This is a genomic window from Pseudomonas sp. PD9R (genome assembly GCF_019200975.1).
In the GTDB taxonomy this organism is placed as follows: domain Bacteria; phylum Pseudomonadota; class Gammaproteobacteria; order Pseudomonadales; family Pseudomonadaceae; genus Aquipseudomonas.
Window position 1 is genome coordinate 11,541 of record NZ_JAHTMR010000024.1, and the last position, 24,272, is coordinate 35,812.

Sequence of the window (24,272 nt, forward strand, 5' to 3'; positions counted from 1 at the left end):
ATGAACGGACCGCCAAAATGTTGGACGTCGATCCTGACGCTTGGGGGTCAATTCATAATGTAGGAGCTGCCGCAGGCTGCGATCTTTTGATTTTGATTTTGATTTTGATTTTAAGAACAAGATCAAAAGATCGCAGCCTCGTTTCACTCGACAGCTCCTACCAGCTCCTACCAGCTCCTACCAGCTCCTACAGGTGTCTGTCGGAAAAATTACAAGTGCTTGCCAGAAAAATCGCAAAAGAGTACAAATGTACTCCATGACGACTTTAACTCCCCGCCGTACCGCCATCCTGACGTTTATCCGTGAGCGCATCGCCGAACACGGTCAGTCCCCGAGCCTCGCTGAAATCAGCGAGGCGTTCGGTTTTGCCTCCCGCAGCGTGGCGCGCAAGCATGTGCTGGCGCTCACCGACGCCGGTTTTATCGAGGTCAATCCGCATCAGGCCCGGGGCATTCGCTTGCTCGGGCAACCGCCGCGCCCCGAGTTGCTGGACATTCCTGTGCTCGGGCGGGTGGCGGCGGGTGCGCCGATTGGCGCTGATGCGGAGGTCCATAGCCGGTTGCTGCTCGACCCGTCGATCTTCTCGCGAGTCCCGGACTACATGCTGCGGGTGCGCGGTGACTCGATGATCGAGGACGGCATTCTCGACGGCGATCTGGTGGGCGTGCACCGCAATCCCGAGGCGTTCAACGGCCAGATCGTGGTGGCGCGGCTCGACGGCGAAGTCACCATCAAGCGCTTCGAGCGGGTCGGCGACACGGTTCGGCTGTTGCCGCGCAACCCGGCTTATCAGCCGATCATCGTCGAAGCCGATCAGGACCTGGCCATCGAAGGGGTGTTCTGCGGCCTGGTGAGGCAAGGCTGATGGGCGCCGTCGTTGCGTTGGATACGCTGTTCAATGGCGGCCAGGTCTGGAAGGGCCGGCCTGCGCCGCCGACCGTCAGCCCGCAGCCCACCGGGCATGCCGTGCTGGATGCGGCGTTGCCCACCGGCGGTTGGCCGGAAGCGGCGCTGACCGAAATTCTCTTGGCCGGGCAGGGCGTGGGCGAGTTGCAACTGGTGTGGCCGGCGCTGGCGCGGCTGTCGGCGGCGGGCGAGCGCATCGTGCTGGTGGCGCCGCCTTACGTGCCGTATCCCCAGGCCTGGCAGAGTGCCGGGGTCGATCTGCGCCAGTTGTCGATCATCCAGGCCAGCGAACGCGATGCACTGTGGGCGGCGGAACAATGCCTGCGGTCGGGCAGTTGCGGCGCGGTGCTGTGCTGGCCGCACAAGGCCGATGACCGTGCCTTGCGCCGTTTGCAGGTGGCGGCGGAAACCGGCCAGACGCTGGCGTTCGCCTATCGCTCGATCAGTGAAGCGATCAACCCGTCGCCTGCGGCCCTGCGTATCGCCATTGATGCCAAACCGGCGCAATTGCGCGTGCTCAAGTGCCGTGGCGGGTTGGCCCGTTCGGCGCCGATTGCCTTTGCCGTGGGGCATTGAGGTTGCCATGCGCTGGGTTTGCATTCTATTTCCGCAATTGGCGCTGGACGCGGTACTGCGTCAGCGCACCGACCCCGATCAGCCGCTGGCGTTGCTGACCGGCCCGGCCCAACGCCGCGTATTGCAGACGGTCAACGGCCCGGCGCGGGCGCTGGGTTTGCGCCCCGGCCAGTCGATGAGCGCCGCCCAGGCCTTGAGCAAGGGCTTTGCCACGGCCGAGTACGACATTGCCGAGATCGAGTACTGGCAGCAATTTCTCGCCGCTTGGGCCTATCGATTCAGTTCCCAGGTCAGCGTGCATTATCCCCGTGCACTCGTATTTGAAATCGAGTCCAGCCTGGGACTGTTCGGCGCCTGGCCGCAGTTTGAGGCGAGGTTGCGCAGCGAACTCGGTGAGCTGGGCTTTCGTCATCGTATTGTTGCCGCGCCCAACCCGGTGGCGGCGCGGATGCTGGCCAACGCCTATGACGGCCTGGTGGTGCCCGACGAGCAAGCCTTGCAGCATCACCTTGGGCAAATGCCGGTGGATCGGATCGGCCTCGAATCCAGCGTTGCCACGGCGTTGTCGCGCATGGGGCTGCGCACCCTGAGTCAGGTGCAGGCGTTGCCCCGACATAGTCTGGCCCGGCGTTTCGAGGCCCAGGTGCTGAAACATCTGGACAGCTTGTCCGGGCAACGGCGACTGGCGCTGGCGTTCTATCTGCCGCCCGACCGCTTCGATGTGCGCATTGAGCTCAACTTTGATGTGCAATCCCATCAAGCCTTGTTGTTTCCGCTGCGCCGCTTGACCGGCGATCTGTCGGCATTCCTGTGTGGTCGGGACAGCGGCGTGCAGCGTTTCGACCTGCACCTGGAACACGCCGGGTTGCCGGACACGCTGATCAAGGTCGGACTGCTCAGCGCCGAGCGCGATCCGGCGATGCTCTTCGAACTGGCGCGGGGGCGGCTGGAGCAGGTGCAGGTCGAAGCCCCGGTGCGCGGTTTTCGCCTGCGCGCCGAAGATTTGCCGACCTTCGTTCCGCAGTTTCAGGAGCTCTTCGACGACCGCCCGCAGCAGTCCTTGCCCTGGGAGCAACTGCGCGAACGCCTGCGCGCACGGCTGGGGGATGACGCGGTGCATGGCCTGCGCTTTCAGGCCGATCACCGACCCGAGTGTGCATGGCAGGCCAATGCCCAAAGCCAGCCATGCGCGGGATTGCCGAGCGTGCAACGACCGGGCTGGCTGCTGACCGAACCTGTGGCAGTGCACGAAGGTTCGACGCGGATTCTGATGGGGCCGGAGCGCATCGAGTCCGGTTGGTGGGACGGCGAGGACGTGCGCCGCGATTATTACCTGATCCAGACCCGTGCCGGCCAGCAGGGCTGGGCCTACCGTGCGGTGGGCGAGGACGGCCCGTTGTGGTTGCAGGGTTGGTTCGCATGAGTGCCGGCTACGCCGAACTGCATTGCCTGTCGAACTTCAGTTTCCAGCGCGGTGCCTCCAGTGCCCTGGAGTTGTTTCAGCGGGCGAAAAAGCAGGGTTATGAGGCTCTGGCGATCACCGACGAATGCACCCTGGCCGGCATCGTTCGTGCCTGGCAAGCCGCGAAATCCGTGGAGCTGCCACTGATTATCGGCAGCGAAATCCGCATCGAGAACGGCCCGAAACTGGTTTTGCTGGTGGAGAACCTTGAGGGTTACCAGACGCTGTGCCGACTGATTACCCGAGCCCGTCGTCGCACACAGAAGGGCCAGTATCGAGTATTACGTGAAGACCTCGACACACCCTTGCCGGGGTTGCTGGCAGTGTGGGTGCCGGATGCGCTTGATGACTTTGCACAGGGCCACTGGCTAAAGCAGGTCTTCGCCGAGCGCCTGTGGCTGGCGGTGCAGTTGCATCGTTGTCAGGACGATACCCGGCGACTGAACGACCTGCTGGCATTGGCCAGGGAACTGCGGATTCCGGCCGTGGCCAGCGGCGATGTGCACATGCATGCGCGCGGGCGGCGGGCCTTGCAGGACACCATGACCGCGATCCGCCATCACCTGTCGGTGGCCGATGCCGGGTTGCGCCTGCACCCGAATGGCGAACGGCATTTGCGCAGCCTCGATGTGCTGCGCGATCTCTATCCGCAAAGCGTGCTCGATGAAACCCTGAACATTGCCCGGCGCTGCACCTTTGACCTCGGGCAGTTGCGTTATCAATATCCGCGGGAACTGGTGCCTGATGGTCACACCGCGACTTCCTGGCTGAAAGTATTGACCGAGCGTGGCGTTCGCGAGCGATGGCCTGAAGGTGCGAGCGAGAAGGTACGCGGGTTGATCGACAAGGAGCTGGGGCTGATTGCCGAGCTGGGCTATGAAAGCTATTTTCTCACCGTTCAGGACATTGTCGCCTTCGCCCGGGGCGAGAGAATTCTTTGTCAGGGCCGAGGCTCGGCGGCCAACTCGGCGGTGTGTTTCGCCTTGGGCATCACCGAGATCGATCCGGATCGAATGAACATGCTGTTCGAGCGCTTTCTCTCCAAGGAGCGCAATGAACCGCCGGACATCGACGTCGATTTCGAACACGAACGGCGTGAAGAAGTCTTGCAGTATGTGTTCCGGCGTTATGGCCGGTCCCGGGCCGCGTTGACGGCAGTGGTCAGCAGTTACCATGGCGCCGGCGCGGTGCGCGACGTGGCCAAGGCGCTGGGTTTGCCCCCGGATCAGGTCAACGCGCTGGCCGACTGCTGTGGCCACTGGAGTGATCAGGCTCCGCCCGTAGAGCGCCTGCGTGAAGGTGGATTCGATCCTGACAGCCCGGTGTTGCGCAGGGTACTGAGCCTGACTCAGCAGTTGATCGGTTTCCCCCGGCACCTGTCCCAGCATCCCGGTGGTTTTGTGATTTCCGAGGAACCGCTGGACAGCCTGGTGCCGGTGGAAAACGCCGCCATGGCCGAGCGCACCATCATCCAGTGGGACAAGGACGATCTGGACGCGGTCGGCCTGCTCAAAGTGGATATCCTGGCCTTGGGCATGCTCAGTGCGATTCGTCGCTGCTTCGATTTACTTCGTCGTCATCGCAATCTGGACTTGAGTCTGGCGACGGTGCCCTCCGAAGACGCTCAAACCTACGACATGATTGGCCGCGCCGACACCATCGGCGTCTTCCAGATTGAATCCCGGGCACAAATGTCGATGCTGCCAAGGCTCAAGCCGCGCAAGTTCTATGATCTGGTGATTGAGGTGGCCATCGTTCGTCCTGGACCCATTCAGGGCGGAATGGTGCATCCCTATCTGCGCAGACGAAACAAGGAAGAACTCGAAAGCTATCCCTCCGAAGAATTGAGGGAGGTACTGAAACGTACCCTCGGCGTCCCGCTGTTTCAGGAACAGGTGATGCAGATCGCCATCGTCGCGGCGGATTACAGCCCCGGCGAGGCCGATCAATTACGCCGTTCCATGGCCGCCTGGAAACGCCACGGCGGGCTCGAACCGCACAAGGAACGCCTGGCCGCCGGGATGAAGAAAAACGGCTACACCGCCGAGTTCGCCGCGCAGATCTTCGAGCAAATCAAAGGCTTTGGCAGCTACGGTTTTCCCGAGTCCCATGCCGCCAGTTTTGCCTTGCTGACCTACGCCAGTTGCTGGTTGAAGTGCCATGAGCCGGCGGCTTTTGCCTGTGCGCTGATCAACAGCTGGCCCATGGGTTTCTACAGTCCGGACCAGATTCTGCAGGATGCGCGCCGCCATCATTTGCAGATTCGCCCGGTGGACGTGCGGGCCAGTGACTGGGATTGCAGCCTGGAACCGGTCACCGGTGCGCAACCGGCCATTCGCATGGGCTTGCGCATGATCAAGGGGTTTCGCGAGGACGACGCCCGGCGTATCGAAGCCGCACGCTCAAAAGGCGCGTTTGCCGACATCGCCGATCTTGGTATGCGAGCACGACTCGATGCCCGCGCCCAAGAGCAACTGGCCGATGCCGGGGCGCTGCGAGGGATGGCCGGTGATCGGCATCGGGCGCGCTGGGAAGTGGCGGGGGTGCAAAAACAGCTTGGCCTGTTTGCCGGCCTGCCCAGTCAGGAGGAGGGCGCGGTATCGCTGCCCAAACCCACAGTCGGCGAAGATCTGCTGGCGGATTACAACAGCGTCGGCACCACCCTCGGGCCGCACCCGCTGGCCTTGCTGCGCGGCGAATTGAAAGCCCGGCGCTGCCGCAGTTCGAAGGAGTTGCTGGAGGTCGAGCACGGGCGACCAGTCAGCGTCGCCGGGCTGGTGACCGGCCGACAACGGCCGGGCACCGCCAGTGGCGTGACCTTCGTCACCCTGGAAGACGAGTTCGGCAACGTCAACGTGGTGGTCTGGCGCGATCTGGCCGAGCGGCAACGCCAGGTACTGGTCGGCTCGCAGTTGCTCAAGGTCGACGGGCGCTGGGAGAAGGAGGGCGAGGTTCGGCACCTGATTGCCGGGCGTTTGAGCGACTTGAGTGAGTTGCTGGACGGCATCAGCGTGCGCAGTCGGGATTTCCGTTGACGTGCATTCCCCTCTGCAGGAGCTGCCGAAGGCTGCGATCTTTTGATTTTGATTTTAAAAAAAAGATCAAAAGATCGCAGCCTGCGGCAGCTCCTGCCGGTAGATCCGTTGAATCTTATTTAGCCATCGGCCAAAACCGTTCGCCACCCCCCGGTGCATCCGTCCAGGCCTGTAACGATCGGGTTGGCAAATCGAAATAATCCCGCGTACGCGCATAGCCATGCCCACCCATGCGGCCAATTGCATCGAGCCCCAATTGATCGATGTACAGGGTTTTCGGATCGATCAGTTCATCCCGAACATGGGCCATCAGCACTTCGCCAAAGATGATTTCCCGCGACTGGCCGATGGACAGCGCCATCATCCGTCGGCACTCCAGCGCTACCGGCGCTTCGCCGATGCGTGGGCATTTGACCGTGGTGCCGGGGATGGCGGTGAGGCCGGCGGCGGTCAGTTCGTCGAAACCGGGGGCGAAGGGCACGGCGCAGACATTCATCGCTTCCACCAACGCATCGCTGACGATATTGACGGTGAATTCCTGGTTGAGCTGGATGTTGCGCGTGGTGTCTTTGGGGCTCTGGTCACCGTAGTTTTCCACGCCCAACGCGAGGATCGGCGGATCGGCCGACAGCGCATTGAAAAAGCTGAACGGTGCCGCGTTAATCCGGCCTTCGCCGTCAACGGTGGTGACCAGGGCAATCGGTCGTGGCACCACGCTGCCGATCAGAATCTTGTATTTGTCCCGAGGGCTCAATTGGCTGAAGTCGAAGCTTTGCATGGGCAGAATTCTCTAAAGAAGTGGATCAACGGCGCTCAATGGCGCCTGTGCGCTGTAGTCATCGGCGAACGGGATGGCCGGCTGGAACAGACCTTTCCAGTCCGGTTGACCAACGGCCCGGTCGCTGTGGCCGCGCATCAGTTTTTCGAATTGTTGTTGGGCCTGGCGTTGCAGGGTGGGGTAGTCGATACCGTTGACCTGACCGTCCTGCATCACGCAGCGGCCATCGATGTAACTGGCGATGCAGTCGTCACCGCGTCCGGCCAAAACCAGATTTTTCAATGGGTCGAACAATGGCCCCAAGTGCAGGCCGCGCAGGCTGAATACGGTGATGTCGGCCTTGGCGCCCGGGGCCAGTCGACCGAGATCGTCGCGTCCCAAGGCCTTGGCACCGCCGAGGGTGGCGGCGTTGTACAAATCCAGCGTAGTGGTCAGCGCATTGCCGCCCTCCATCAAGCGAGCGATGTTCAAGCCCTGACGCATGTTGTCCAGCAAGTCCGCCGGCCAGGTGTCGGTGCCCAGGGCGAAGTTGATGCCCTTGGCCCGATAACGCCCGAACGAATTCAGCGCCTCGCCGTCCCGGGCAAACACCACCGGGCAATGCACCAGGCTGGCGCCGCCATCCACCAGCCGTTGCAGGTCGTCATCGCCCTCGGTGTAGATACCGTGTGGCAACAGGCTGCGCGGGTTCAACACGTCCAGCTGCTGCAACCAGCCCAGCGGTGAAAAACCGCGCAGTTGCTTGACCATCGCTACCTCGCCGAGCCCCTGGCAGCAATGCAGACGCATGGGGGCATTCAACTCGCGGCTCAGCGCGGCGGTGCGTTGCAATAGCGCCGGCGTGCACGTCTGGATGCGGTCCGGCAGCAGTGCGCCGCGAATCAAACCGCCGTTCGCACCATCGAAGTCCTGGAAAAATCGCTCTGCAGCCGCGAGTCCGGCCATGCCCCGGTTTTCGTCCCAGTGGTGCGCCAGGGTTCCATCGGCCTGCCAGTAACTCATGCCGCTCATGTAGCAGGGGCCAAGATAAGTTCGCAGGCCCAACTCGGCAGCCACACCGGCTACCGCGGCAAATTCGTCGTAGGTTTCCGCCCACTCGCGGTAATACATCGAGGTGATCGGCATGGCGGTGGTGATGCCGTTGCGGATCAACTGGGTGAAGGCATAACGGTATTTGAAGACCTCTTCTTGAGGGCTGTAACTCTCCCGTGGACCTCGCGCCAGATATTCCGCCGACCACATCCGGCCCATGTCGCGTTCATCGCCGTTGTCCAGGGTCAGTACCGTGGAATCGAGGTCGCCGAGTGCATCCAGGTCGATAAAACCGGGGCCGATCAACGCGTTGCCGTAATCGATCCACTGATCCACCGGCCCCGCGTAATCGCGCCCGACAAACACAATGCGCGAGGCTTCAAATACCACTTCGCCGTCGCGCCACAGCACATGCTGCGTGCCGTCGAAGCCGACCACGCAGCCAGCCTTCAGGCCGATACGCTTCACAAACGGCTTTCCAGCAATCGACCGCCAGCGGCGATCAATCGCCCAGCGCGATAGACCTGCCGCAGCGGCCGCGACACCAGCGCTTCACCCAGCGTTTGCACCGGCATCAACAGGAAGTCCGCCGGCCTGCCGATGTCCAGACCATAACCTTCACAACCCAGCGCCCGCGCACCATTCACCGTCGCCGCTTCGAACGCGGCGGCCAGTTCCTCGTCTTTGTTCAAATCAAAACGAAACGCCAGCAGCATCGCCCGTTCCAGCATGTCGCCGTTGCCCATGGGCGACCAGGCATCACGAATGCCATCCGAGCCAAGGCAAACATTCACCCCGGTTTCGCGCAGGGCCAGAAACGGTGGCACCGCACAATCGGCTGGTGCAGAACTCATCAGCGAAATGCCCAACGCCGCCAGACGCTCGGCCACTGGTTTGACCTGACTCCACGGCAACATACCGAGGCAGTACGCGTGACTGATCATCACCCGGCCGTGAATCCCGAAGCGTTCGGTGTAGTCGGCAATCAGCGCAATTTGCCACAGCCCCAGTTCACCCTTGTCGTGCAGGTGAATGTCGACGCCACGCTGAAATTCGCTGGCCAGTTTGAACACGAAGTCGAGTTGGGCGATGGGGTCATTGTCGATGCCGCATGGGTCGAGTCCGCCGACGTTTTCCACGCCCAGGGCCATGGCTTCGCGCATCAGTTCGCCAGTTCCGGGACGGCTGATCAGGCCGGTTTGCGGGAACACCACCAGTTGCAAGTCGATCAGGTCGCGATAGCGCTCGCGCAGTTGTTGCATGGCTTCGACATGACGCAGGCCGAATTCCGGGTCGATGTCGACGTGGCAACGCATGGTCAGCGAGCCACGGGCAATGCAGTTTTCCAGCAGGGCGCCGGCCCGCTGTGTGATCGGGGTTTCGACTTCACGCAGGATGCGGCGCTCGTTGGCGATGTAATCCTTGAGGGTCGGCCCGGCACTGTTCGGACGCCAGGGTTGGCCCCAGAGGGTTTTATCCAGATGCACGTGGCTTTCCACCAGCGCCGGGGTCATCAGCTGGTTCTGGCCGTCGATGTCGGTGGCGAGCAATTCCGTGGTCGAGGCCGGGCGGCGTTGAGTGAACCGGCCGTTTTCGATCAGCAGGTCTTCGGCGGGGGCGCCGTAGGGGCGCACGTTGCGTAGCCAGCGGGGGTGGGTCATACAAACCTCAAATTCAGCATTGTGTGCGAGGGCCTCATCGCGAGCAGGTTCACTCCTACAGTGGATCTTTGGCGTTCACAAAATCCCTGTAGGAGTGAGCCTGCTCGCGATGGGCATCACTGGGTCTCAAGTCAGGCAATCAACCCTTGAGCTTCGCCCAAATGCGGTCCTGCAGTTCCCGCGCCTTATTGCTGCATTCCTTTTCAGGCCGCAGGCGCGAGGCGAATTCATCGGGCATGTTGATGGCGTCCATGACCCGCCATTTCGCGTCGATCAACTTGTCGCTCTGGATGCCGTTGTCGTAGGCGATGGCGTTGGATACAGCGGCGGCGTTTTCCGGTTTCATCATCCAGTCGATGAAGATCTTCGCGTTGCCAGGATGCGGTGCGCTTTTCGGTACGGCGAAGTTGTCCTGGAACATCGCTACCCCTTCACGTGGGTAAACGTATTTGATGGTGCTCTTCTGCAAGGTGGCCCGCGCTGTAGACCCGTTCCAGTTTTGCATCATGATCACTTCGCCGGAGGCCATGCGGTCGACGGTGTTGTCGGAGCTGTACATCTTCAAAAACGGTTTCTGTTTTTGCAGCAGTTCGAGGATGCGCTTGGCGTCCTGCGGGTTTTCGCTGCATTCGTCGACGTTCAGGTAATGGCTGGCCGCATTGATCACGCTGCTGGAGGTGTCGAGCGCGGCGAGTTGGCCTTGCAGTTCCTTGCGCGGTTCGAAGAATTCTTTCCACGAGTCGTCGAGTTTGCCGCCGGGAACGCGTGCACTGTCATAGGAAAACCCGGTGGTGCCCCACAGGTACGGTGCCGAGAATTTGCGGCCGGGGTCGAAACTCGGGTCGCGGAACGCCGGTTTGACGTACTGGAAATTGGGCAGGGCCGAGGCGTCGATTTCCAGCAGCAAGTCTTGGTTGATCAGGGTGCGCATGATCGACTGCGACGGCACGATCACGTCATACGCGGCGCCCCCGGCCTGCAACTTGGCCAGCAGGGTTTCGTTGCTGTCGTAGCCGTCCATGGTGACCTTGATCCCGGTCTCCTTTTCAAACTTGGCCAGCAGGTCGACCGGGTAATAGTCGGTCCAGTTGTAGAAGAACAGTTCCTTGGGCTCGGCGGCCTGGGCGCTGAACGCGGTGAAGCAACTCAGGGCCAGACCGGCGACAGCGAAACACATGCTTTTTGTTTTCATGATTGAAGCGCTCCAGGATTATTGGTTTTTGCCGCGCTGTCCCAGCCAGAAGGCCAGTACCACCAGCACGATGGAAATCACCAGCATCAGGGTCGAGATCGCGTTGATCTCCGGCGTCACGCCGGCCTTGATCGCCGAGAAGATGTACACCGGCAGGGTGGTCGAACCCGGCCCGGCGACGAAGAAGGTCATGATGAAATCGTCGAGGCTGACCACAAACGCCAGCACCGACCCGGACAGCACCGCCGGCCACAACAGCGGCAGCGTCACCCGGCGGAACACCTGCCACGGATTGGCGTACAGGTCGTTCGCCGCTTCCAGCAGGCTTTTGTCGAGGTCATTGAGCCGTGCGCGGATCGGCAGGTAGGCGAAGGGAATGCAGAAACCGATATGGGCGACGATCACCGTCAGCAATCCGAGCTTGATTCCCAGTGCCATGAACAGCAGCAGCGTCGCGACGGCGGTGACAATCTCCGGCAGGATCAGCGGCAGGTTGATCCCGCCCTCGACCATTTTCTGCCCATAGAACGGCCGGTAAGTCGCCAGCGCCGCGAGCAGCGCAATGGCGGTGGCGCAGACCGTGGCGATACTGGCGACGATGATCGAGTTCAGCGCCGCCGTCTGGATCGACGGGTTGGCCAGAATCCGCCCGTACCAGGCGAACGAGAACTCGGTCCACACCGTCGCCGAGCGGTTGGCGTTGAAGCTATAAGCAATCAACACCAGGATCGGCAGGTACAGATAGGCCAGGATCAGCAGGCTGACTTCCCGGGTCATCGGCAGTTTTTTCAGGTGCAGGGCGATCATGCGGTGGCTCCCCGACGAAGCGTTTTGGCGGCGTTGCGGCTGTAGAGGGCGTAAAGCACCAGGGACAACAGCAGAATCCCCAACAACAGGAACGACAGCGAACTGCCCAGCGGCCAGTTGCGCGCGGTGCCGAACTGCTGCTGGATCAGGTTGCCGATCATCAGCGTCTTGCCGCCGCCGAGAATCGCCGGGGTGATGAAAGCGCCAAGACTCGGCACAAACACTAACAGCGCCCCGGCAATCACCCCCGGCATCGACAGCGGCAGGATGATCCGCCGCAGCGCGTGCCAGCGGTTGGCACCGAGGTCATAGGCCGCTTCCACCAGACGCCAGTCGAGTTTTTCCAGGGTCGAGTAGATCGGCAAAATCATGAATGGCAGGAAGCTGTAGACCAGCCCGACGCTGACGGCGAAGTCGTTGTAGAGCAGGGTGATGCCACCGGCCTGAGGGAAAAGCGCGTTGAGGCTCTGGGCGACCCAGCCATGTTCGCGCAGGATGATCAGCCAGGCGTAGTTGCGAATCAGCAGGTTGGTCCAGAACGGGATGGTGATCAGCAATACCATCAGGTTGCGCCGTCGTGGTGTCAGGCTCGACATCCACAGCGCCACCGGAAAGCCGAACAGGAAACACAACACCGTGGTGCCTCCGGCCTGGAACACCGAGCGCAAGAGTGCCTGGGCATAGACCCAATTCAGCTCCAGTTCGCCGTCGAAACCTTCCTGGAAAAACAGCTGCACGTAGCTTTGCAATTGCCAGTTGGCCTGCCAGTCGACGCCGCCATAGACGTTGCGCGGCAACAGGCTGATGTAGCCCATGATGCCCAGCGGAATGGCGATCAGGGCCAGCAGGGTCAGAACCACCGGGCTGAGCAACAGCGCGCGGTTGAGGGCGGGGGAAGTGCTGCTGACGCTCATCTCAGGCCTCCATCAGCAGGCAGGCGTGGGGCGGCAGGTTGACCGCGACGCGATCACCGATGCCACGGCTGCGATTCAGGCCCTCGTTGTTTTCACGCAGCATGACTTTGATGTCGTTGTTCAAGCGGCACTGATAGAGGGTCGCGGTGCCGACATACAGCACCGCCTCGATCACCCCGCGCAGGTGATGCGGTTGTGTCGGATCGACCAGTTGCGAACGCTCCGGGCGGAACGCCAGTTGCACGCTAGAACCGTCGAAGCCTTGGGCCGGGCAGGGGATTTCGACCGGCATGCCGTTGGGAACGAAGAGTTTTTCGTTCTGCTGGCCGCGCTTGAGGTGGCCGGGGAGGAAGTTGATGTCACCGATGAACTGCGCGACGAACTGATGTTGTGGCCGTTCGTAGATGTCAGTGGGTGTGCCGATCTGCAGGATCTTGCCAGCGGACATTACGGCGATGCGATCGGACAACGTCAGCGCTTCTTCCTGATCGTGGGTGACGAAAATGAAAGTGATCCCGGCTTCTTTCTGCACGCGCTTGAGTTCGACCTGCATTTCCTTGCGCAGCTTGAGATCCAGCGCCGACAGCGGTTCGTCGAGCAGCAGTACTTTCGGTTTCGGTGCCAACGCCCGTGCCAGAGCCACGCGCTGTTGCTGACCGCCGGACAATTCGGCGGGTTTGCGCTGGGCCAGGTGCTGCATCTGCACCAGCGCCAGCATCTCGTCGACACGTTGTGCAATTTGCTTGCGATCAAGACCCTGCATCTCGAGGCCGAAGGCGATATTCTGCGCAACACTCATGTGCGGAAACAGCGCGTAGCTCTGGAATACCGTGTTGACCCGGCGCTTGAACGGCGGCAGGTCGTTGACCGGTTCACCGGCGAGGCGGATCTCGCCGTCGCTGACATGCTCGAAGCCGGCGATGGTACGCAACAGGGTGGTTTTGCCGCAGCCGGAAGGGCCGAGCAGGGTGAAGAATTCGTTATCGGCGATATCGACTGAAACGTTGTCGAGCGCTGGTGCCAGGCCTGGATCGTCGGAATACCGCTTGGAGACATTACGCACTTCGATAGCTGTTGGTTGACCCATTATGGTGCAATCCTCTAATTATTGTATGCAATATCTGGATGCAATTTAGAAATACCCGGATTAATCTGCTCGTGCAACCCCTTTTGAAAGGCTGTTCATTCGCCTGGGGGCCGGTTGCACAGCGCTGAAGGAGTCATCGAATGGCCGAAAAGAAACCGGAAACCACGGTCGACCGCGTCTACCAAGGGGTTTACGAGGCGATCAGCAAGCACACCCTGCGTCCTGGCATGAAGCTCGGCGAGGCCTCTTTGGCTGAACTTTTTAATGTCAGCCGAACGTCGGTTCGGGCCGCGCTCAAGCAATTGGAAGCCGATGGCCTGGTCACCACCGAGCCCAATAAAGGTGCATCGGTGTCATTGCCGAGTGACGAAGAGATCCGCTCGCTGTTCGAAACCCGGCGCCTGGTCGAGATCGGCATCGTCAGCGAGCTGTGCCGCCGCCGCGACACCGCTGTGACCCAGGACCTGCGCGATCACCTGTTGCTGGAAGATGAAGCGCATAAAAGCGGGGATCACGAACGGCTGATCCATTTGCTCGGCGAATTCCACATCAAACTGGCGCGCAGCCTGAACAATCCGGTGCTGCTGGACTGGTTCCAGAAGCTGATCTCCCGCGCCTCGCTATACGCCGCTGCACTGGATGACGACAGCCACGAGGCGTGTCGCGATAACGAACACTTGCGGCTGATCGAGTACATCGAGGCGGGTAACCAGAGTGCGGCGATCGAGCTGACCTGCATGCACCTCAATGGCATCGAGAAAGCCATTCTTGATGTCGCTGCCACACTCAAAACCGGCTATCACCCGCTCAAACACCTGATTGAGGTCTAACCCACATACCCTGTAGGAGCTGCCGAAGGCTGCGATCTTTTGACTGTGTTTTTTAAAGACAAGATTAAAAGATCGCAGCCTGCGGCCGCTCCTACATTGAGACTGCGTTTTCCATAGACGCCATGGCGATACGAATCAGCTATACCTCCATGAAACCAATAGCATCCACAATGCTCGAAACAAACGGGTGAATGTGCGAGGCAGAGCCAGTCGATGCAGTTTCTAGAAGATAGCCACGGATGTTCTGGCTGGGGCGGTGAAATGGCCGGGCGCATTCGTGCGTTCGACTGGAGCCGGACCGAGTTGGGCGCCCTCGAAACCTGGTCGAAAAGTTTGAGCAGTTCGGTGCAGATGATGCTCGCCTCACCGCTGCCGATGGTGATGCTCTGGGGCCTTCCCGGCTACATGATCTATAACGACGCTTACTCGGTATTTGCCGGTGGTCGTCACCCTTACCTGTTGGGTTCTCCGGTAGAGCTGGGCTGGCCAGAAGTGGCCGAATTCAATCGGCATGTCGTGGACACCTGTCTGGCAGGCGGTACATTGTCCTTCCGCAACAAAGAGTTGGTGTTGCTGCGTGATGGTGCTCCGGAAGACGTCTGGATGGATCTGTATTACAGCCCCGTGGCTAACGATGATGGTTGCCCGGCCGGGGTCATGGCGATGGTGGTAGAGACCACCGAATACATGATTTCCGAACGCCTGCGCCAGGCTGCGGAAAATGCTTATCGCGCCGACAACGAACGGGTGCGCCTGGCCCTGAATGCCGGGGCCTTGCTCGGCTCGTTCGTGCTCGACATCAAGGCCAACGTACTGAGCGGCGATGAGCGTTTTGCCCGGACCTTTTCCTATCCTCCCGGACAGAACCTGCAAGACCTCTCGCGGAACATCGCCCAAGAGCAGGTTCACCCCGACGACCTCGGCTGGGTTTTGGAGCAAATGCAGCAGTCAATCGACACGGGTGCGCCCTATAACGCTGAATATCGGGTATTGCGCTCCGACGGCAGTTACCTCTGGGTGCTTGCCAGCGGCGCCTGCGAATTCAATGAGCAGGGCGAGCCGTTTCGTTTCCCTGGCGTGTTGATCGACATTAATGAACGTAAGACCGCCGAAGAATCGCTGCTCAGGTTCACCCGAAATCTTGAGCAGCGGGTGAGCGATGAAGTTGAAGCGCGGCTGGCGGCGGAAGAACAATTGCGTCAGTCACAGAAACTCGAAGCCATCGGCGGCCTTACCGGCGGCGTGGCCCATGACTTCAACAACCTGTTGCAGGTGATCGCTGGCAACCTGCACTTGTTGGCCCGGCACGAGTCGCAAAACGCCAACGTGCAACGCCGGGTCGCGGCGTCGATTGCTGCAGTCGAGCGCGGCGCAAAACTGTCCTCGCAATTGCTCGCATTCGCACGCCGCCAGCCATTGTCCCCGGCGACTTGCACACCCCAGCAGATTTTCGACGGTGTGGGTGAACTGTTGCAGCGCGCACTGGGAGAAACCATTCAGGTGCATATGACTGCGCCGATAGACCCTTGGCCAGTGTTTGTCGATCGTAATCAGCTGGAAAACGCGATCCTTAACCTGGCGATCAATGCCCGTGACGCCATGAAGGGAGAGGGCACCATCGAGTTGAGTGCCGACAACATGACGCTCGACGCGGTGTTTTGCGCCAGCAAAGGCATTGTCGCCGGTGATTATGTGCGGGTGTCGGTGGCAGACACCGGTGTTGGCATGTCGTCGCAGGTACTCGCGCAGGCCTTTGAACCGTTTTTCACCACCAAACCCGATGGCCAGGGCACGGGGCTGGGCTTGAGCATGGTGTTCGGTTTCGTCAAACAGAGCGGTGGGCATATCGATATGTCCAGTGTCGTCGGCCAGGGCACTCGGGTGCAGTTGTATTTTCCGCGCAGCCTGCGGTCGGCGGACAATGAAACAGCCACGCCTGATACCGGGCAACGCGGTGGCCATGAACGGATTCTGGTGGTCGAAGACAATGAAGCGGTGCGCGTTTCGACGGTGGAATTGCTGCGCGAAGAGGGCTATCAAGTGTCGACGGCGGCCAATGCCGACATCGCCATGCAGATGCTGCTGGATGGTATGACAGTGGACCTGATCTTCACCGATGTGGTCATGCCCGGCCTGATCAAAAGCTCGGACCTGGCGGCGTGGGCCAAGGTCCAGTCACCCCCGGTGACGGTGCTGTTCACCTCCGGCCACACCCGTGACATTATCTCGCGCAATCACCAACTGAGCCCGGACACGCATTTGCTGAGCAAACCCTATGGCCCGGATGCGCTGACCCACATGATCCGCACCGTCCTCAATGGCTGAACAAAACGTTCTCATATTCCGGGTGGGAACGATCAAACCCTGTTGGAGCTGCCGAAGGCTGCGATCTTTTGACTTTGCTTTAAAGACAAGATCAAAAGATCGCAGCCTGCGGCAGCTCCTACATTTGGATTGCGTAACTCTTCAAATAAGGCTGGCCAATGACTTCAACGCGCACCTCCAACCCTCCCTCAGGCATGGTCAGGGTGCGCGGCGCCCGGGAGCACAACCTCAAGAATGTCGACGTCGATATCCCACGCGATGCCTTGGTGGTGTTCACCGGTGTGTCCGGTTCGGGCAAGTCGTCGCTGGCGTTTTCGACGCTGTATGCCGAAGCGCAACGCCGTTACTTCGAATCCGTCGCTCCGTATGCACGGCGCTTGATCGATCAGGTCGGCGTGCCGGATGTCGATTCCATCGAAGGCTTGCCGCCGGCGGTGGCCTTGCAGCAACAACGGGGCACGCCAAGCACACGATCTTCGGTGGGCAGTGTGACGACGTTGTCGAGCTTGATCCGAATGTTGTATTCCCGCGCCGGCAGCTACCCGCCGGGGCAACCGATGCTGTATGCCGAAGACTTTTCGCCCAACACCCCGCAAGGCGCCTGCTCCGAATGCCACGGGTTGGGTCGGGTGTATGAAGTCACAGAAGCGCTGATGGTGCCGGACCCGAGCCTGACCATTCGCCAGCGCGCCGTCGCTTCCTGGCCCATGGCCTGGCAAGGCCAGAACCTGCGCGACATCCTGGTAACCATGGGCTACGACGTCGATATTCCCTGGCGCGACCTGCCGAAAAAGCAGCGCGACTGGATTCTCTTCACTGAAGAAACTCCGACCGTGCCGGTGTATGCCGGGCTCACGCCGGAAGAAACCCGGGTCGCCCTCAAGCGCAAAATGGAGCCCAGTTACCAAGGCACGTTCACCGGCGCGCGTCGCTATATCCTGCACACCTTCACCCATTCGCAAAGTGCGCTGATGAAGAAGCGCGTCTCGCAATTCATGCTCGGCAGCCCTTGTCCGTTGTGCGATGGCAAACGACTAAAGCGCGAGGCGTTGTCGGTGACCTTTGCCGGCTATGACATTGGCGAGCTGTCGCAGATGCCATTGCTGCAAGTGGCTGAAGTCCTGAGGCCGGTGGCAGCCCAGCATTACCTTGAGCAAGGCGAAGAGGCGGGCGAGGTGTTGACTCACCGTCAGACTCGCGAGGCGCGTGAACAGCGGGTCGCCCACGGCGCCAGCGGCCACGCCAACGCCCCGGATGTGCGTCACACGCCTAACCTGTCGGTGGAAAAACGCTTGGCCGCGCAACGGATCGCCCAGGATTTGCTGGAGCGGGTCAGCACCCTGACCGACCTTGGCCTCGGCTACCTGGCCCTGGAGCGCAGCACGCCGACCTTGTCGTCTGGCGAGTTGCAGCGCCTGCGCCTGGCAACGCAACTGGGTTCGCAGTTGTTCGGCGTGATCTATGTACTGGACGAACCTTCGGCCGGTCTGCACCCAGCGGATGGCGAAGCGCTGTTTGAAGCCCTGCAACGCTTGAAAGCCGCTGGCAATACCTTGTTTGTAGTCGAGCACGACCTGGAAACCATGCGCCGTGCCGACTGGTTGATCGACGTTGGCCCTGCGGCAGGCGAACACGGCGGGCGGGTGCTGTACAGCGGCGTGCCGGCCGGGCTGGCCGACGTGACTGACTCACAGACCCGCGCCTACCTGTTCGCCGAACAGGTAGGCCAGCCCCGAGCAGCGCGCAAGGCCAGTGACTGGCTGCGCCTGGAAGGCATTACTCGCAATAACCTGGACAACCTCAGCGTCGAGTTCCCTCTGGGTTGTTTCACGGCGGTAACCGGGGTTTCGGGTTCGGGTAAATCGAGTCTGGTCAGCCAGGCGTTGCTGGAGTTGGTGGGCGCGCACCTCGGCCGCCCGGCCGCCGATAACGAATCGGAAGAGCTGAGCCTGGAGGACGACGCGCCGCAAGTCAGCGGCGGCCAAGTCACCGCGGGGCTGGCTTCGATCAAGCGTCTGGTGCAAGTCGATCAGAAACCTATTGGCCGCACGCCGCGTTCCAACCTAGCGACCTACACCGGGCTGTTCGACAACGTGCGCAAGCTCTACGCCGCCACGCCTGAGGCACAAGCGGCGGGTTACGACGCCGGGCAGTTTTCATTCAACGTCGCCAAGGGTCGTTGCCCGACCTGTGAAGGTGAGGGGTTTGTCAGTGTCGAGTTGTTGTTCATGCCCAGCGTCTATGCTCCCTGCCCAACCTGTCACGGCGCTCGCTACAACCCTGAGACGCTGGCGATCACCTGGGAGGGCCGGAGCATTGCGCAGGTGCTGCAACTAACTGTGGATGAGGCGGTAGATGTGTTTGCCGAACAGGCGAGCATTCGCCGTTCGCTGGAGGTGCTGCGTGACATCGGCCTGGGTTACTTGCGACTGGGTCAACCGGCGACTGAGTTGTCCGGCGGTGAAGCCCAGCGGATCAAACTGGCCACCGAACTGCAACGCAACCAGCGTGGGGCGACGCTGTACGTGCTCGACGAACCGACCACCGGATTGCATCCACGGGACGTTGATCGCTTGCTGGAGCAGTTGAATAACCTGGTGACGTCGGGGCACACGGTGATCGTCGTCGAACACGAAATGCGCGTGGTGGCGCAGAGTGATTGGGTGATTGATATTGGGCCGGGCGCGGGGGATCAGGGCGGCAGGATCGTGGTTGCGGGGACGCCGCAGAAAGTTGCGAAGAGCAAAAAAAGCCGGACAGCGCCGTTTTTGGCCAGGGTCCTGTTATGAGATGAATCAAAAGATCGCAGCCTTCGGCAGCACCTGCATTGATCCGTGTAGGAGCTGCCGAAGGCTGCGATCTTTTGATCTTAGTTGCCGTCGATGGTACGTCGTACCTTGTCCAGCAGCTCATTGATCTGAAACGGCTTGATCAGCATGTCCATGCCACTGCCGAGAAACGAAGAGCAAAAAAAGCCGGACAGCGCCGTTTTTGGCCAGGGTCCTGTTATGAGATGAATCAAAAGATCGCAGCCTTCGGCAGCTCCTGCATTGATCCGTGTAGGAGCTGCCGAAGGCTGCGATCTTTTGATCTTAGTTGCCGTCGATGGTACGTCGTACCTTGTCCAGCAGCTCGTTGATCTGGAACGGCTTGATCAGCATGTCCATGCCACTGCCGAGAAACACCTGGCGGTTGATGGCGGTTTCGGCGTAGCCGGTCATGAACAGGATTGGCAGCTTCTCGCGCCAGCCGCGCGCAACGTCGGCAAGTTCACGTCCGGTCATGCGCGGCAGGCCGACATCGGTCAGCAGCAGGTCGATGGATTCATCGTTTTGCAGGCGTTCCAGGGCACCTTCAATATCGCCCACTTGCGTGCAACGGTAACCGGCATCCACCAGCACCTCGGCCACAAACATGCGCACCGATGGCGTGTCCTCGACAATCAATACATGTTCACCGGCACCTTGGGGGTCCACCGTCGTCAACTCGACTTCGCCGGCGGTCGGGTCGGAGCTGGCCGGCAACATAATGGTCACTTCAGTGCCGCGCCGCGCCACGCTGCGGATATGTGCATCGCCCCCCGACTGCCGGGCGAAACCGTAGATGGTCGACAGCCCGAGTCCAGTGCCCTGGCCCAGCGGCTTGGTGGTGAAGAACGGATCGAATACCTTGTCGATCACATTGTGTTCAATACCGGTGCCGTCATCGCGCACCGACAACGCGACGTAAGCGCCATCAGCCAGATTCGGATCGCCATGGGAATAGGCGGCATAGGTGTTGACCCAAATGTTGCCGCCCAGGGGCAGCGCATCTCGCGCATTGATCACCAGGTTGAGCACGGCGCTTTCCAGCTGGATCGGATCGACCAGCGCGATGGCGGCTTTGGAGGTGAGTTCCAGTTTCAAGGCAATGCGCTCGCCGATGGTTCGCACCAGCAGTTCTTCAAGTGAACGGATGTGCTCGTTGATGTCCACCGGCCGGGTGTCGAGTGGCTGTTGCCGGGCGAAAGCGAGCAGGCGATGGGTCAGAGAGGCCGCGCTCATGGCCGAGCTCAGGGCCGCTTCGGTGTAGAACTGAACCTTGTCGGTACGTGACGCGGCGACGCGTTTCTGGATCAATTCCAGGCTGGTAATGATGCCGGTCAGCAGGTTGTTGAAATCATGGGCAATGCCGCCGGTCAATTTGCCCAGTGCGTCCATTTTCTGCACTTGCAACAGTTGGGCCTCGGTGCGTGCGCGTTCGGCGACTTCTTTGGCCAGTTGGCTAGTAGCATCGTCCAGCCGCGCCAGGTGCGAGCGTTCGCGGTGACGGTGCTCAGTCACATCCTCGACAAAGACCAGGCTCAATTCCGGGGTGCGATAGGGCGAAATCTGCCATTCGGTTTCACGAATGTCGCCCTGGACACGCATGCTCAGCGTGCCTTTCCAGCGTTCTCCATAGGACAGGCGCAAGCGCAGTTCTTCGATGATGGCACACTGATCGTCGGCAAAACATTCGCGCAGGGTGTCAGGGTCGAGGTTGTCCTGAATCAGTTGGGCGAACGCATGGTTGCATTCATGCACCTTCAAATCGGCATCCAGCACCGCGATAGGCGCCGACACATTGACGAAAATCTCGCGAAAACGTGCCTCGCTTTCACGCAGGGCGTTTTCGGTTTCGCGCACCCGCAACAAGGTGCGCAAGGTTGCCTGCAGGACGTCGGGGTCCACCGGGTGGATCAGATAAGCGTCGGCGCCGGCGTCGAGGCCGGTGATGATATCGCCGGTCTGGATTGACGCGGCGGATACGTGAATCACCGGGAGCAGGGCGGTCGCCGGGTCGGAACGCAACTTGCGCACGATGTCGAAGCCACTCATGTCCGGCAGGTTGACGTCGAGAATCAGCGCATCGATCACGACACTGCCGATCAGCTCAAGGCCCTCGCTGCCGGTGCCTGCTTCGAGTACTTCATAGCCGTGACCTTCCAGGCGGCGGCGCAGGGCGTAGCGTGTGGCGACGTTGTCGTCGACGATCAGCAATCGGATGTCACGCTTCATCGGCAGGCTCCATGGCGATGGCCAGCGGGATGATCACGAAAAAGGTCGAACCTGTGCCCGGTGTGCTCTGCAATCCGACTTCGCCACCCAACAATCCAGCGAAGCGTTTACACAGGGACAGCCCGAGCCCGGTGCCGCGCAGGCGTTTTTGCAGCGGCGAGTCGACCTGGGAAAAGTCTTCGAACAATGCGCCATGTAGCTCGGCAGCGATACCTATTCCGGTGTCGCTCACGGCAAAACGCACGTGAGTGCTGTTTTCCAGTCTCGCCGACACCCGGACTTCCCCGCGCGTGGTGAACTTCAGTGAGTTGGAAATGAAATTGCGCAGGATCTGCGCGAGCTTCTTGTCGTCGGTGTACAAGCGCGGCAGACCCACCGGTTCCTCGAAAATCAGGTCCACGGCCGAGGCATCGACAATCGGCCGAAACATGCCGCGCAAGGCGGCAAACAGGTCGAACATGTCGAACCAGGCCGGTGAAATGCTGATGCGCCCGGCTTCGATTTTCGCCAGGTCCAGCAGGTCGTCGACCATGTCGCTCAACTCACGCGCCGAATTGCTGACGAAAGCCACCTGCTTGTGCTGCTCGGGGCTCAACGGGCCGTCCAGTTCATCGGTCAGCAGGCTGGCAATGCTCAGGATCGAGCCCAGTGGCGTGCGAAATTCATGGCTCATGTACGACAGGAAACGGCTCTTGAGGTCCGAGGCCTGGCGCAATTGCTCGGCCTGGGTGTCGAGTTCGGCGTACAGCGCCAGGACGCCCTGGTTGGTTTCATCCAGTTCGGCGCGCAGAGCGTCAGATTCGCCTTGCAGTCGCGCAATCAGCGCTGCTTGTTCATCAATCTGACTCATGGGTGTTTCAGCCATGGGCTGCCTCCAGAGCAATGACCAACACCGTGACATCGTCTCGTCCACGACAGAAGTCACGGTGCAGAATGGCGGCAATCACGGCGGGATGGCGGTGCACCAGACCGGGATAATCCTGCAGGTTCCAACGCGATTGCAGGCCGTCGCTGTACATGATCAATAGCTGTCCGTTTACCTGAGCATAGTCAAAGGGTTGAGCCTTTCGATATTGACCGCCGACGATGCCGGGATGGGAAGCCAAACCACGGGACTTATCGGGTGCGATCAAGCAGGCACCAATGTTGCCGATGCCGACGAATTTCAAGGCGTTGTTGTCATGGTCGAATTGCGCGATAGCGAGTGCACCGCCACGGGTGCCGGTCATGGCTTGATGGATGTCTTCCAGCAGCGGAACCGGTGAGGCAAAAGGCGACAGGGCAAAGGCTTTCTCGCCGGCGCGGGCAGCCCGCTCGGCCTCTTCACCATGGCCCAGGCCATCAATCACCAGGGCACTGAGGCGTGGCCCGTCGAACGCCAAGTGCCAGACGTCGCCGCAGGCGGGATCGTTGTGCAATGAATGCTGACTGATGCCGATGCGGCGGTCCGGGGCCTTGTCCGAGCGGGAGTACAGCCGAGTGAGCAACACAGCGCCCCGGGAGTCGGCATAGACGTCGAACACTTCAGTCTGACGCGACACGGCGCCCAGCCCGATGCCCTGAGTGCCGCCGGTGGAAAAGCCGTCGGCCATGCACGCTTGCAAATCAAAACCCTGGGCACGGTCGATCGCCAGTATTTCGATGCCAGCCCCCTGCGCGCGGGGCAAAACCCTCAGGTTCAGTTCGCCATGGGCGGCATGCTTGAGAATGTTACTGGCAAGCTCAGTGGCCACCAGCGCCACGCGACCGGCATCGGTGCTGTCGAAGCCGTGATTTTCCGCGAGTTTCTGTGCGGTACGCCGTGCATGACCGACCTGGCTGGTGTCTTCGACCACCAGGACCTGGGTCATCGAACCGCCAATATTCACGTCCATCGGGTGATCGTTATGCGAGTGCCTTTGCCCGGCGTGGTATCGAGTTCGAATTCTTCGACCAGACGCTTGGCGCCGGTCAGGCCGAGTCCCAGGCCACTGCCGGAGGTCCAGCCATCGGTCATCGCCAGTTTGATGTCGGGAATGCCGGGACCCTCGTCGCGAAAAATCAACCGTAAGCCGGTGCGCGAATTCTCGTCGAGGATCTGCCAATCCATGTCGCCACCACCGCCATAGACCATGGTGTTGCGCGCCAGCTCGCTGACGGCGGTCACCAGTTTAGTCAGGTCGATCAGGCGCATGCCGCACTCCTGGGCAAGCTTGCGCGCGGTTTGGCGGGCCAGGACCACGTCCTGCTCAATGTGAATCGGATGAGTGCCGCTGCTGCGTACGGTCATTGCTCGCGTACCCGGTCCTGAAGCAGTTTCATGCCGCGTTCGACGTTCAGTGCGGTGCTGACGCCAGGCAGGGTCAAACCGAGTTCTACCAGGGTGATGGCCACCGCTGGCTGCATGCCGACCAGCACAGTCTGGGCGTCCATGATTTTCGACAGCCCGGAAATGGTCCCGATCATCCGGCCAATAAACGAGTCCACCATGTCCAGGGCGGAGATATCGATCAGCACGCCCCGGGCTGACGTCCTGCTGATGCGCTCGGATAAATCATCCTGAAGAGTCAGGGCCAACTGATCGTGCATGTCGACCTGAATGGTCACTAGCAGGAAGTCGCCCATCTGCAATATCGGAATGCGCTCCATCGG

The 24,272-nt window shown here is 60.9% G+C and carries 20 protein-coding genes; 8 read left to right on the forward strand and 12 right to left on the reverse strand.

Annotation, left to right across the window (positions count from 1 at the left end; genetic code table 11):
- The first annotated feature begins 17 nt into the window (after positions 1–17).
- Genes KUF73_RS28765 through KUF73_RS28785 form a run of 5 tightly spaced genes read left to right on the forward strand, consistent with a single transcriptional unit; the run spans position 18 to position 5,979 of the window.
- On the forward strand, positions 18–260 hold the full coding sequence (locus tag KUF73_RS28765) for a hypothetical protein (protein ID WP_218441343.1): 243 nt from the start codon (positions 18–20) through the stop codon (positions 258–260).
- Positions 248–865, forward strand: a complete 618-nt coding sequence (gene lexA / locus KUF73_RS28770; protein ID WP_218441344.1) for a transcriptional repressor LexA — start codon at positions 248–250, stop codon at positions 863–865. Before KUF73_RS28765 ends, lexA begins: the two co-directional genes overlap by 13 nt.
- Positions 865–1,482 carry a translesion DNA synthesis-associated protein ImuA gene (imuA, locus tag KUF73_RS28775; protein WP_218441345.1) on the forward strand — a complete coding sequence of 206 codons (618 nt, stop codon included), beginning with the start codon at positions 865–867 and terminating at the stop codon, positions 1,480–1,482. Before lexA ends, imuA begins: the two co-directional genes overlap by 1 nt.
- 7 nt (positions 1,483–1,489) lie before the next feature.
- Positions 1,490–2,905, forward strand: coding sequence for a DNA polymerase Y family protein (locus KUF73_RS28780; RefSeq protein WP_218441346.1), 1,416 nt, complete (start codon positions 1,490–1,492; stop codon positions 2,903–2,905).
- Complete coding sequence (locus KUF73_RS28785) at positions 2,881–5,979, forward strand: error-prone DNA polymerase (RefSeq protein ID WP_218441347.1); 3,099 nt, start codon at positions 2,881–2,883, stop codon at positions 5,977–5,979. Before KUF73_RS28780 ends, KUF73_RS28785 begins: the two co-directional genes overlap by 25 nt.
- 115 nt (positions 5,980–6,094) lie before the next feature.
- On the opposite strand, the gene KUF73_RS28790 is transcribed toward KUF73_RS28785, so the two are convergent.
- The 7 genes from KUF73_RS28790 to KUF73_RS28820 all read right to left on the reverse strand — a co-directional run bounded on the left by KUF73_RS28790 (position 6,095) and on the right by KUF73_RS28820 (position 13,450).
- A complete protein-coding gene (locus tag KUF73_RS28790) occupies positions 6,095–6,757 on the reverse strand; it encodes a flavin reductase family protein (protein ID WP_218441348.1) in 663 nt (220 codons plus the stop codon).
- 12 nt (positions 6,758–6,769) lie between these two features.
- Positions 6,770–8,257 (reverse strand): amidohydrolase family protein, encoded by a 1,488-nt coding sequence (locus KUF73_RS28795; RefSeq protein ID WP_218441349.1) that lies wholly within the window; start codon positions 8,255–8,257, stop codon positions 6,770–6,772.
- Positions 8,254–9,450 carry an amidohydrolase family protein gene (locus KUF73_RS28800; protein ID WP_218441350.1) on the reverse strand — a complete coding sequence of 399 codons (1,197 nt, stop codon included), beginning with the start codon at positions 9,448–9,450 and terminating at the stop codon, positions 8,254–8,256. The genes KUF73_RS28795 and KUF73_RS28800 overlap by 4 nt, the downstream gene beginning before the upstream one ends.
- A gap of 139 nt (positions 9,451–9,589) precedes the next feature.
- Positions 9,590–10,642 (reverse strand): extracellular solute-binding protein, encoded by a 1,053-nt coding sequence (locus KUF73_RS28805; protein ID WP_218441351.1) that lies wholly within the window; start codon positions 10,640–10,642, stop codon positions 9,590–9,592.
- Positions 10,643–10,660: 18 nt separating this feature from the next.
- Positions 10,661–11,449, reverse strand: a complete 789-nt coding sequence (locus tag KUF73_RS28810; RefSeq protein ID WP_218441352.1) for an ABC transporter permease — start codon at positions 11,447–11,449, stop codon at positions 10,661–10,663.
- Entirely contained in the window at positions 11,446–12,363 is a 918-nt protein-coding gene (locus KUF73_RS28815) for an ABC transporter permease (RefSeq protein WP_059405971.1), read from the reverse strand. Before KUF73_RS28815 ends, KUF73_RS28810 begins: the two co-directional genes overlap by 4 nt.
- Position 12,364: 1 nt before the next feature.
- Positions 12,365–13,450 carry an ABC transporter ATP-binding protein gene (locus KUF73_RS28820; RefSeq protein WP_218441353.1) on the reverse strand — a complete coding sequence of 362 codons (1,086 nt, stop codon included), beginning with the start codon at positions 13,448–13,450 and terminating at the stop codon, positions 12,365–12,367.
- Positions 13,451–13,590: 140 nt separating this feature from the next.
- Here KUF73_RS28820 and KUF73_RS28825 point away from each other — a divergent pair, with 140 nt between their 5' ends.
- The 3 genes from KUF73_RS28825 (at position 13,591) to KUF73_RS28835 (ending at position 19,394) form a co-directional block, all read left to right on the forward strand.
- Complete coding sequence (locus KUF73_RS28825; RefSeq protein WP_218441354.1) at positions 13,591–14,280, forward strand: GntR family transcriptional regulator; 690 nt, start codon at positions 13,591–13,593, stop codon at positions 14,278–14,280.
- 213 nt (positions 14,281–14,493) lie between these two features.
- Positions 14,494–16,605 (forward strand): PAS domain-containing sensor histidine kinase, encoded by a 2,112-nt coding sequence (locus KUF73_RS28830; protein WP_218441355.1) that lies wholly within the window; start codon positions 14,494–14,496, stop codon positions 16,603–16,605.
- A gap of 158 nt (positions 16,606–16,763) precedes the next feature.
- Positions 16,764–19,394 (forward strand): excinuclease ABC subunit UvrA, encoded by a 2,631-nt coding sequence (locus KUF73_RS28835; protein ID WP_218441356.1) that lies wholly within the window; start codon positions 16,764–16,766, stop codon positions 19,392–19,394.
- 303 nt (positions 19,395–19,697) lie between these two features.
- On the opposite strand, the gene KUF73_RS28840 is transcribed toward KUF73_RS28835, so the two are convergent.
- From KUF73_RS28840 to KUF73_RS28860, 5 genes are read right to left on the reverse strand one after another with little or no spacing between them, the layout of a single operon-like run.
- On the reverse strand, positions 19,698–21,641 hold the full coding sequence (locus KUF73_RS28840; RefSeq protein ID WP_218441357.1) for a response regulator: 1,944 nt from the start codon (positions 21,639–21,641) through the stop codon (positions 19,698–19,700).
- Positions 21,631–22,506, reverse strand: a complete 876-nt coding sequence (locus tag KUF73_RS28845; protein ID WP_218441358.1) for a sensor histidine kinase KdpD — start codon at positions 22,504–22,506, stop codon at positions 21,631–21,633. Before KUF73_RS28845 ends, KUF73_RS28840 begins: the two co-directional genes overlap by 11 nt.
- Positions 22,499–23,509, reverse strand: a complete 1,011-nt coding sequence (locus KUF73_RS28850) for an ATP-binding protein (protein ID WP_218441384.1) — start codon at positions 23,507–23,509, stop codon at positions 22,499–22,501. The genes KUF73_RS28845 and KUF73_RS28850 overlap by 8 nt, the downstream gene beginning before the upstream one ends.
- A complete protein-coding gene (locus tag KUF73_RS28855) occupies positions 23,506–23,910 on the reverse strand; it encodes an anti-sigma regulatory factor (protein ID WP_218441359.1) in 405 nt (134 codons plus the stop codon). The genes KUF73_RS28850 and KUF73_RS28855 overlap by 4 nt, the downstream gene beginning before the upstream one ends.
- Positions 23,907–24,269 (reverse strand): STAS domain-containing protein, encoded by a 363-nt coding sequence (locus KUF73_RS28860; RefSeq protein WP_217870352.1) that lies wholly within the window; start codon positions 24,267–24,269, stop codon positions 23,907–23,909. The genes KUF73_RS28855 and KUF73_RS28860 overlap by 4 nt, the downstream gene beginning before the upstream one ends.
- Positions 24,270–24,272: the final 3 nt, after the last annotated feature.

Coding starts and splice junctions, on each gene's coding strand:
- KUF73_RS28800 (WP_218441350.1), bottom strand. CDS start 9,450: ATGACCCACCCCCGCTGGCTACGCAACGTGCGCCCCTACGGCGCCCCC.
- KUF73_RS28765 (WP_218441343.1), top strand. CDS start 18: ATGTTGGACGTCGATCCTGACGCTTGGGGGTCAATTCATAATGTAGGA.
- imuA (WP_218441345.1), top strand. CDS start 865: ATGGGCGCCGTCGTTGCGTTGGATACGCTGTTCAATGGCGGCCAGGTC.
- KUF73_RS28815 (WP_059405971.1), bottom strand. CDS start 12,363: ATGAGCGTCAGCAGCACTTCCCCCGCCCTCAACCGCGCGCTGTTGCTC.
- KUF73_RS28855 (WP_218441359.1), bottom strand. CDS start 23,910: ATGACCGTACGCAGCAGCGGCACTCATCCGATTCACATTGAGCAGGAC.
- KUF73_RS28830 (WP_218441355.1), top strand. CDS start 14,494: ATGCAGTTTCTAGAAGATAGCCACGGATGTTCTGGCTGGGGCGGTGAA.
- KUF73_RS28835 (WP_218441356.1), top strand. CDS start 16,764: ATGACTTCAACGCGCACCTCCAACCCTCCCTCAGGCATGGTCAGGGTG.
- KUF73_RS28810 (WP_218441352.1), bottom strand. CDS start 11,449: ATGATCGCCCTGCACCTGAAAAAACTGCCGATGACCCGGGAAGTCAGC.
- KUF73_RS28790 (WP_218441348.1), bottom strand. CDS start 6,757: ATGCAAAGCTTCGACTTCAGCCAATTGAGCCCTCGGGACAAATACAAG.
- KUF73_RS28805 (WP_218441351.1), bottom strand. CDS start 10,642: ATGAAAACAAAAAGCATGTGTTTCGCTGTCGCCGGTCTGGCCCTGAGT.
- KUF73_RS28780 (WP_218441346.1), top strand. CDS start 1,490: ATGCGCTGGGTTTGCATTCTATTTCCGCAATTGGCGCTGGACGCGGTA.
- KUF73_RS28820 (WP_218441353.1), bottom strand. CDS start 13,450: ATGGGTCAACCAACAGCTATCGAAGTGCGTAATGTCTCCAAGCGGTAT.
- KUF73_RS28845 (WP_218441358.1), bottom strand. CDS start 22,506: ATGGCTGAAACACCCATGAGTCAGATTGATGAACAAGCAGCGCTGATT.
- KUF73_RS28860 (WP_217870352.1), bottom strand. CDS start 24,269: ATGGAGCGCATTCCGATATTGCAGATGGGCGACTTCCTGCTAGTGACC.
- KUF73_RS28840 (WP_218441357.1), bottom strand. CDS start 21,641: ATGAAGCGTGACATCCGATTGCTGATCGTCGACGACAACGTCGCCACA.
- lexA (WP_218441344.1), top strand. CDS start 248: ATGTACTCCATGACGACTTTAACTCCCCGCCGTACCGCCATCCTGACG.
- KUF73_RS28825 (WP_218441354.1), top strand. CDS start 13,591: ATGGCCGAAAAGAAACCGGAAACCACGGTCGACCGCGTCTACCAAGGG.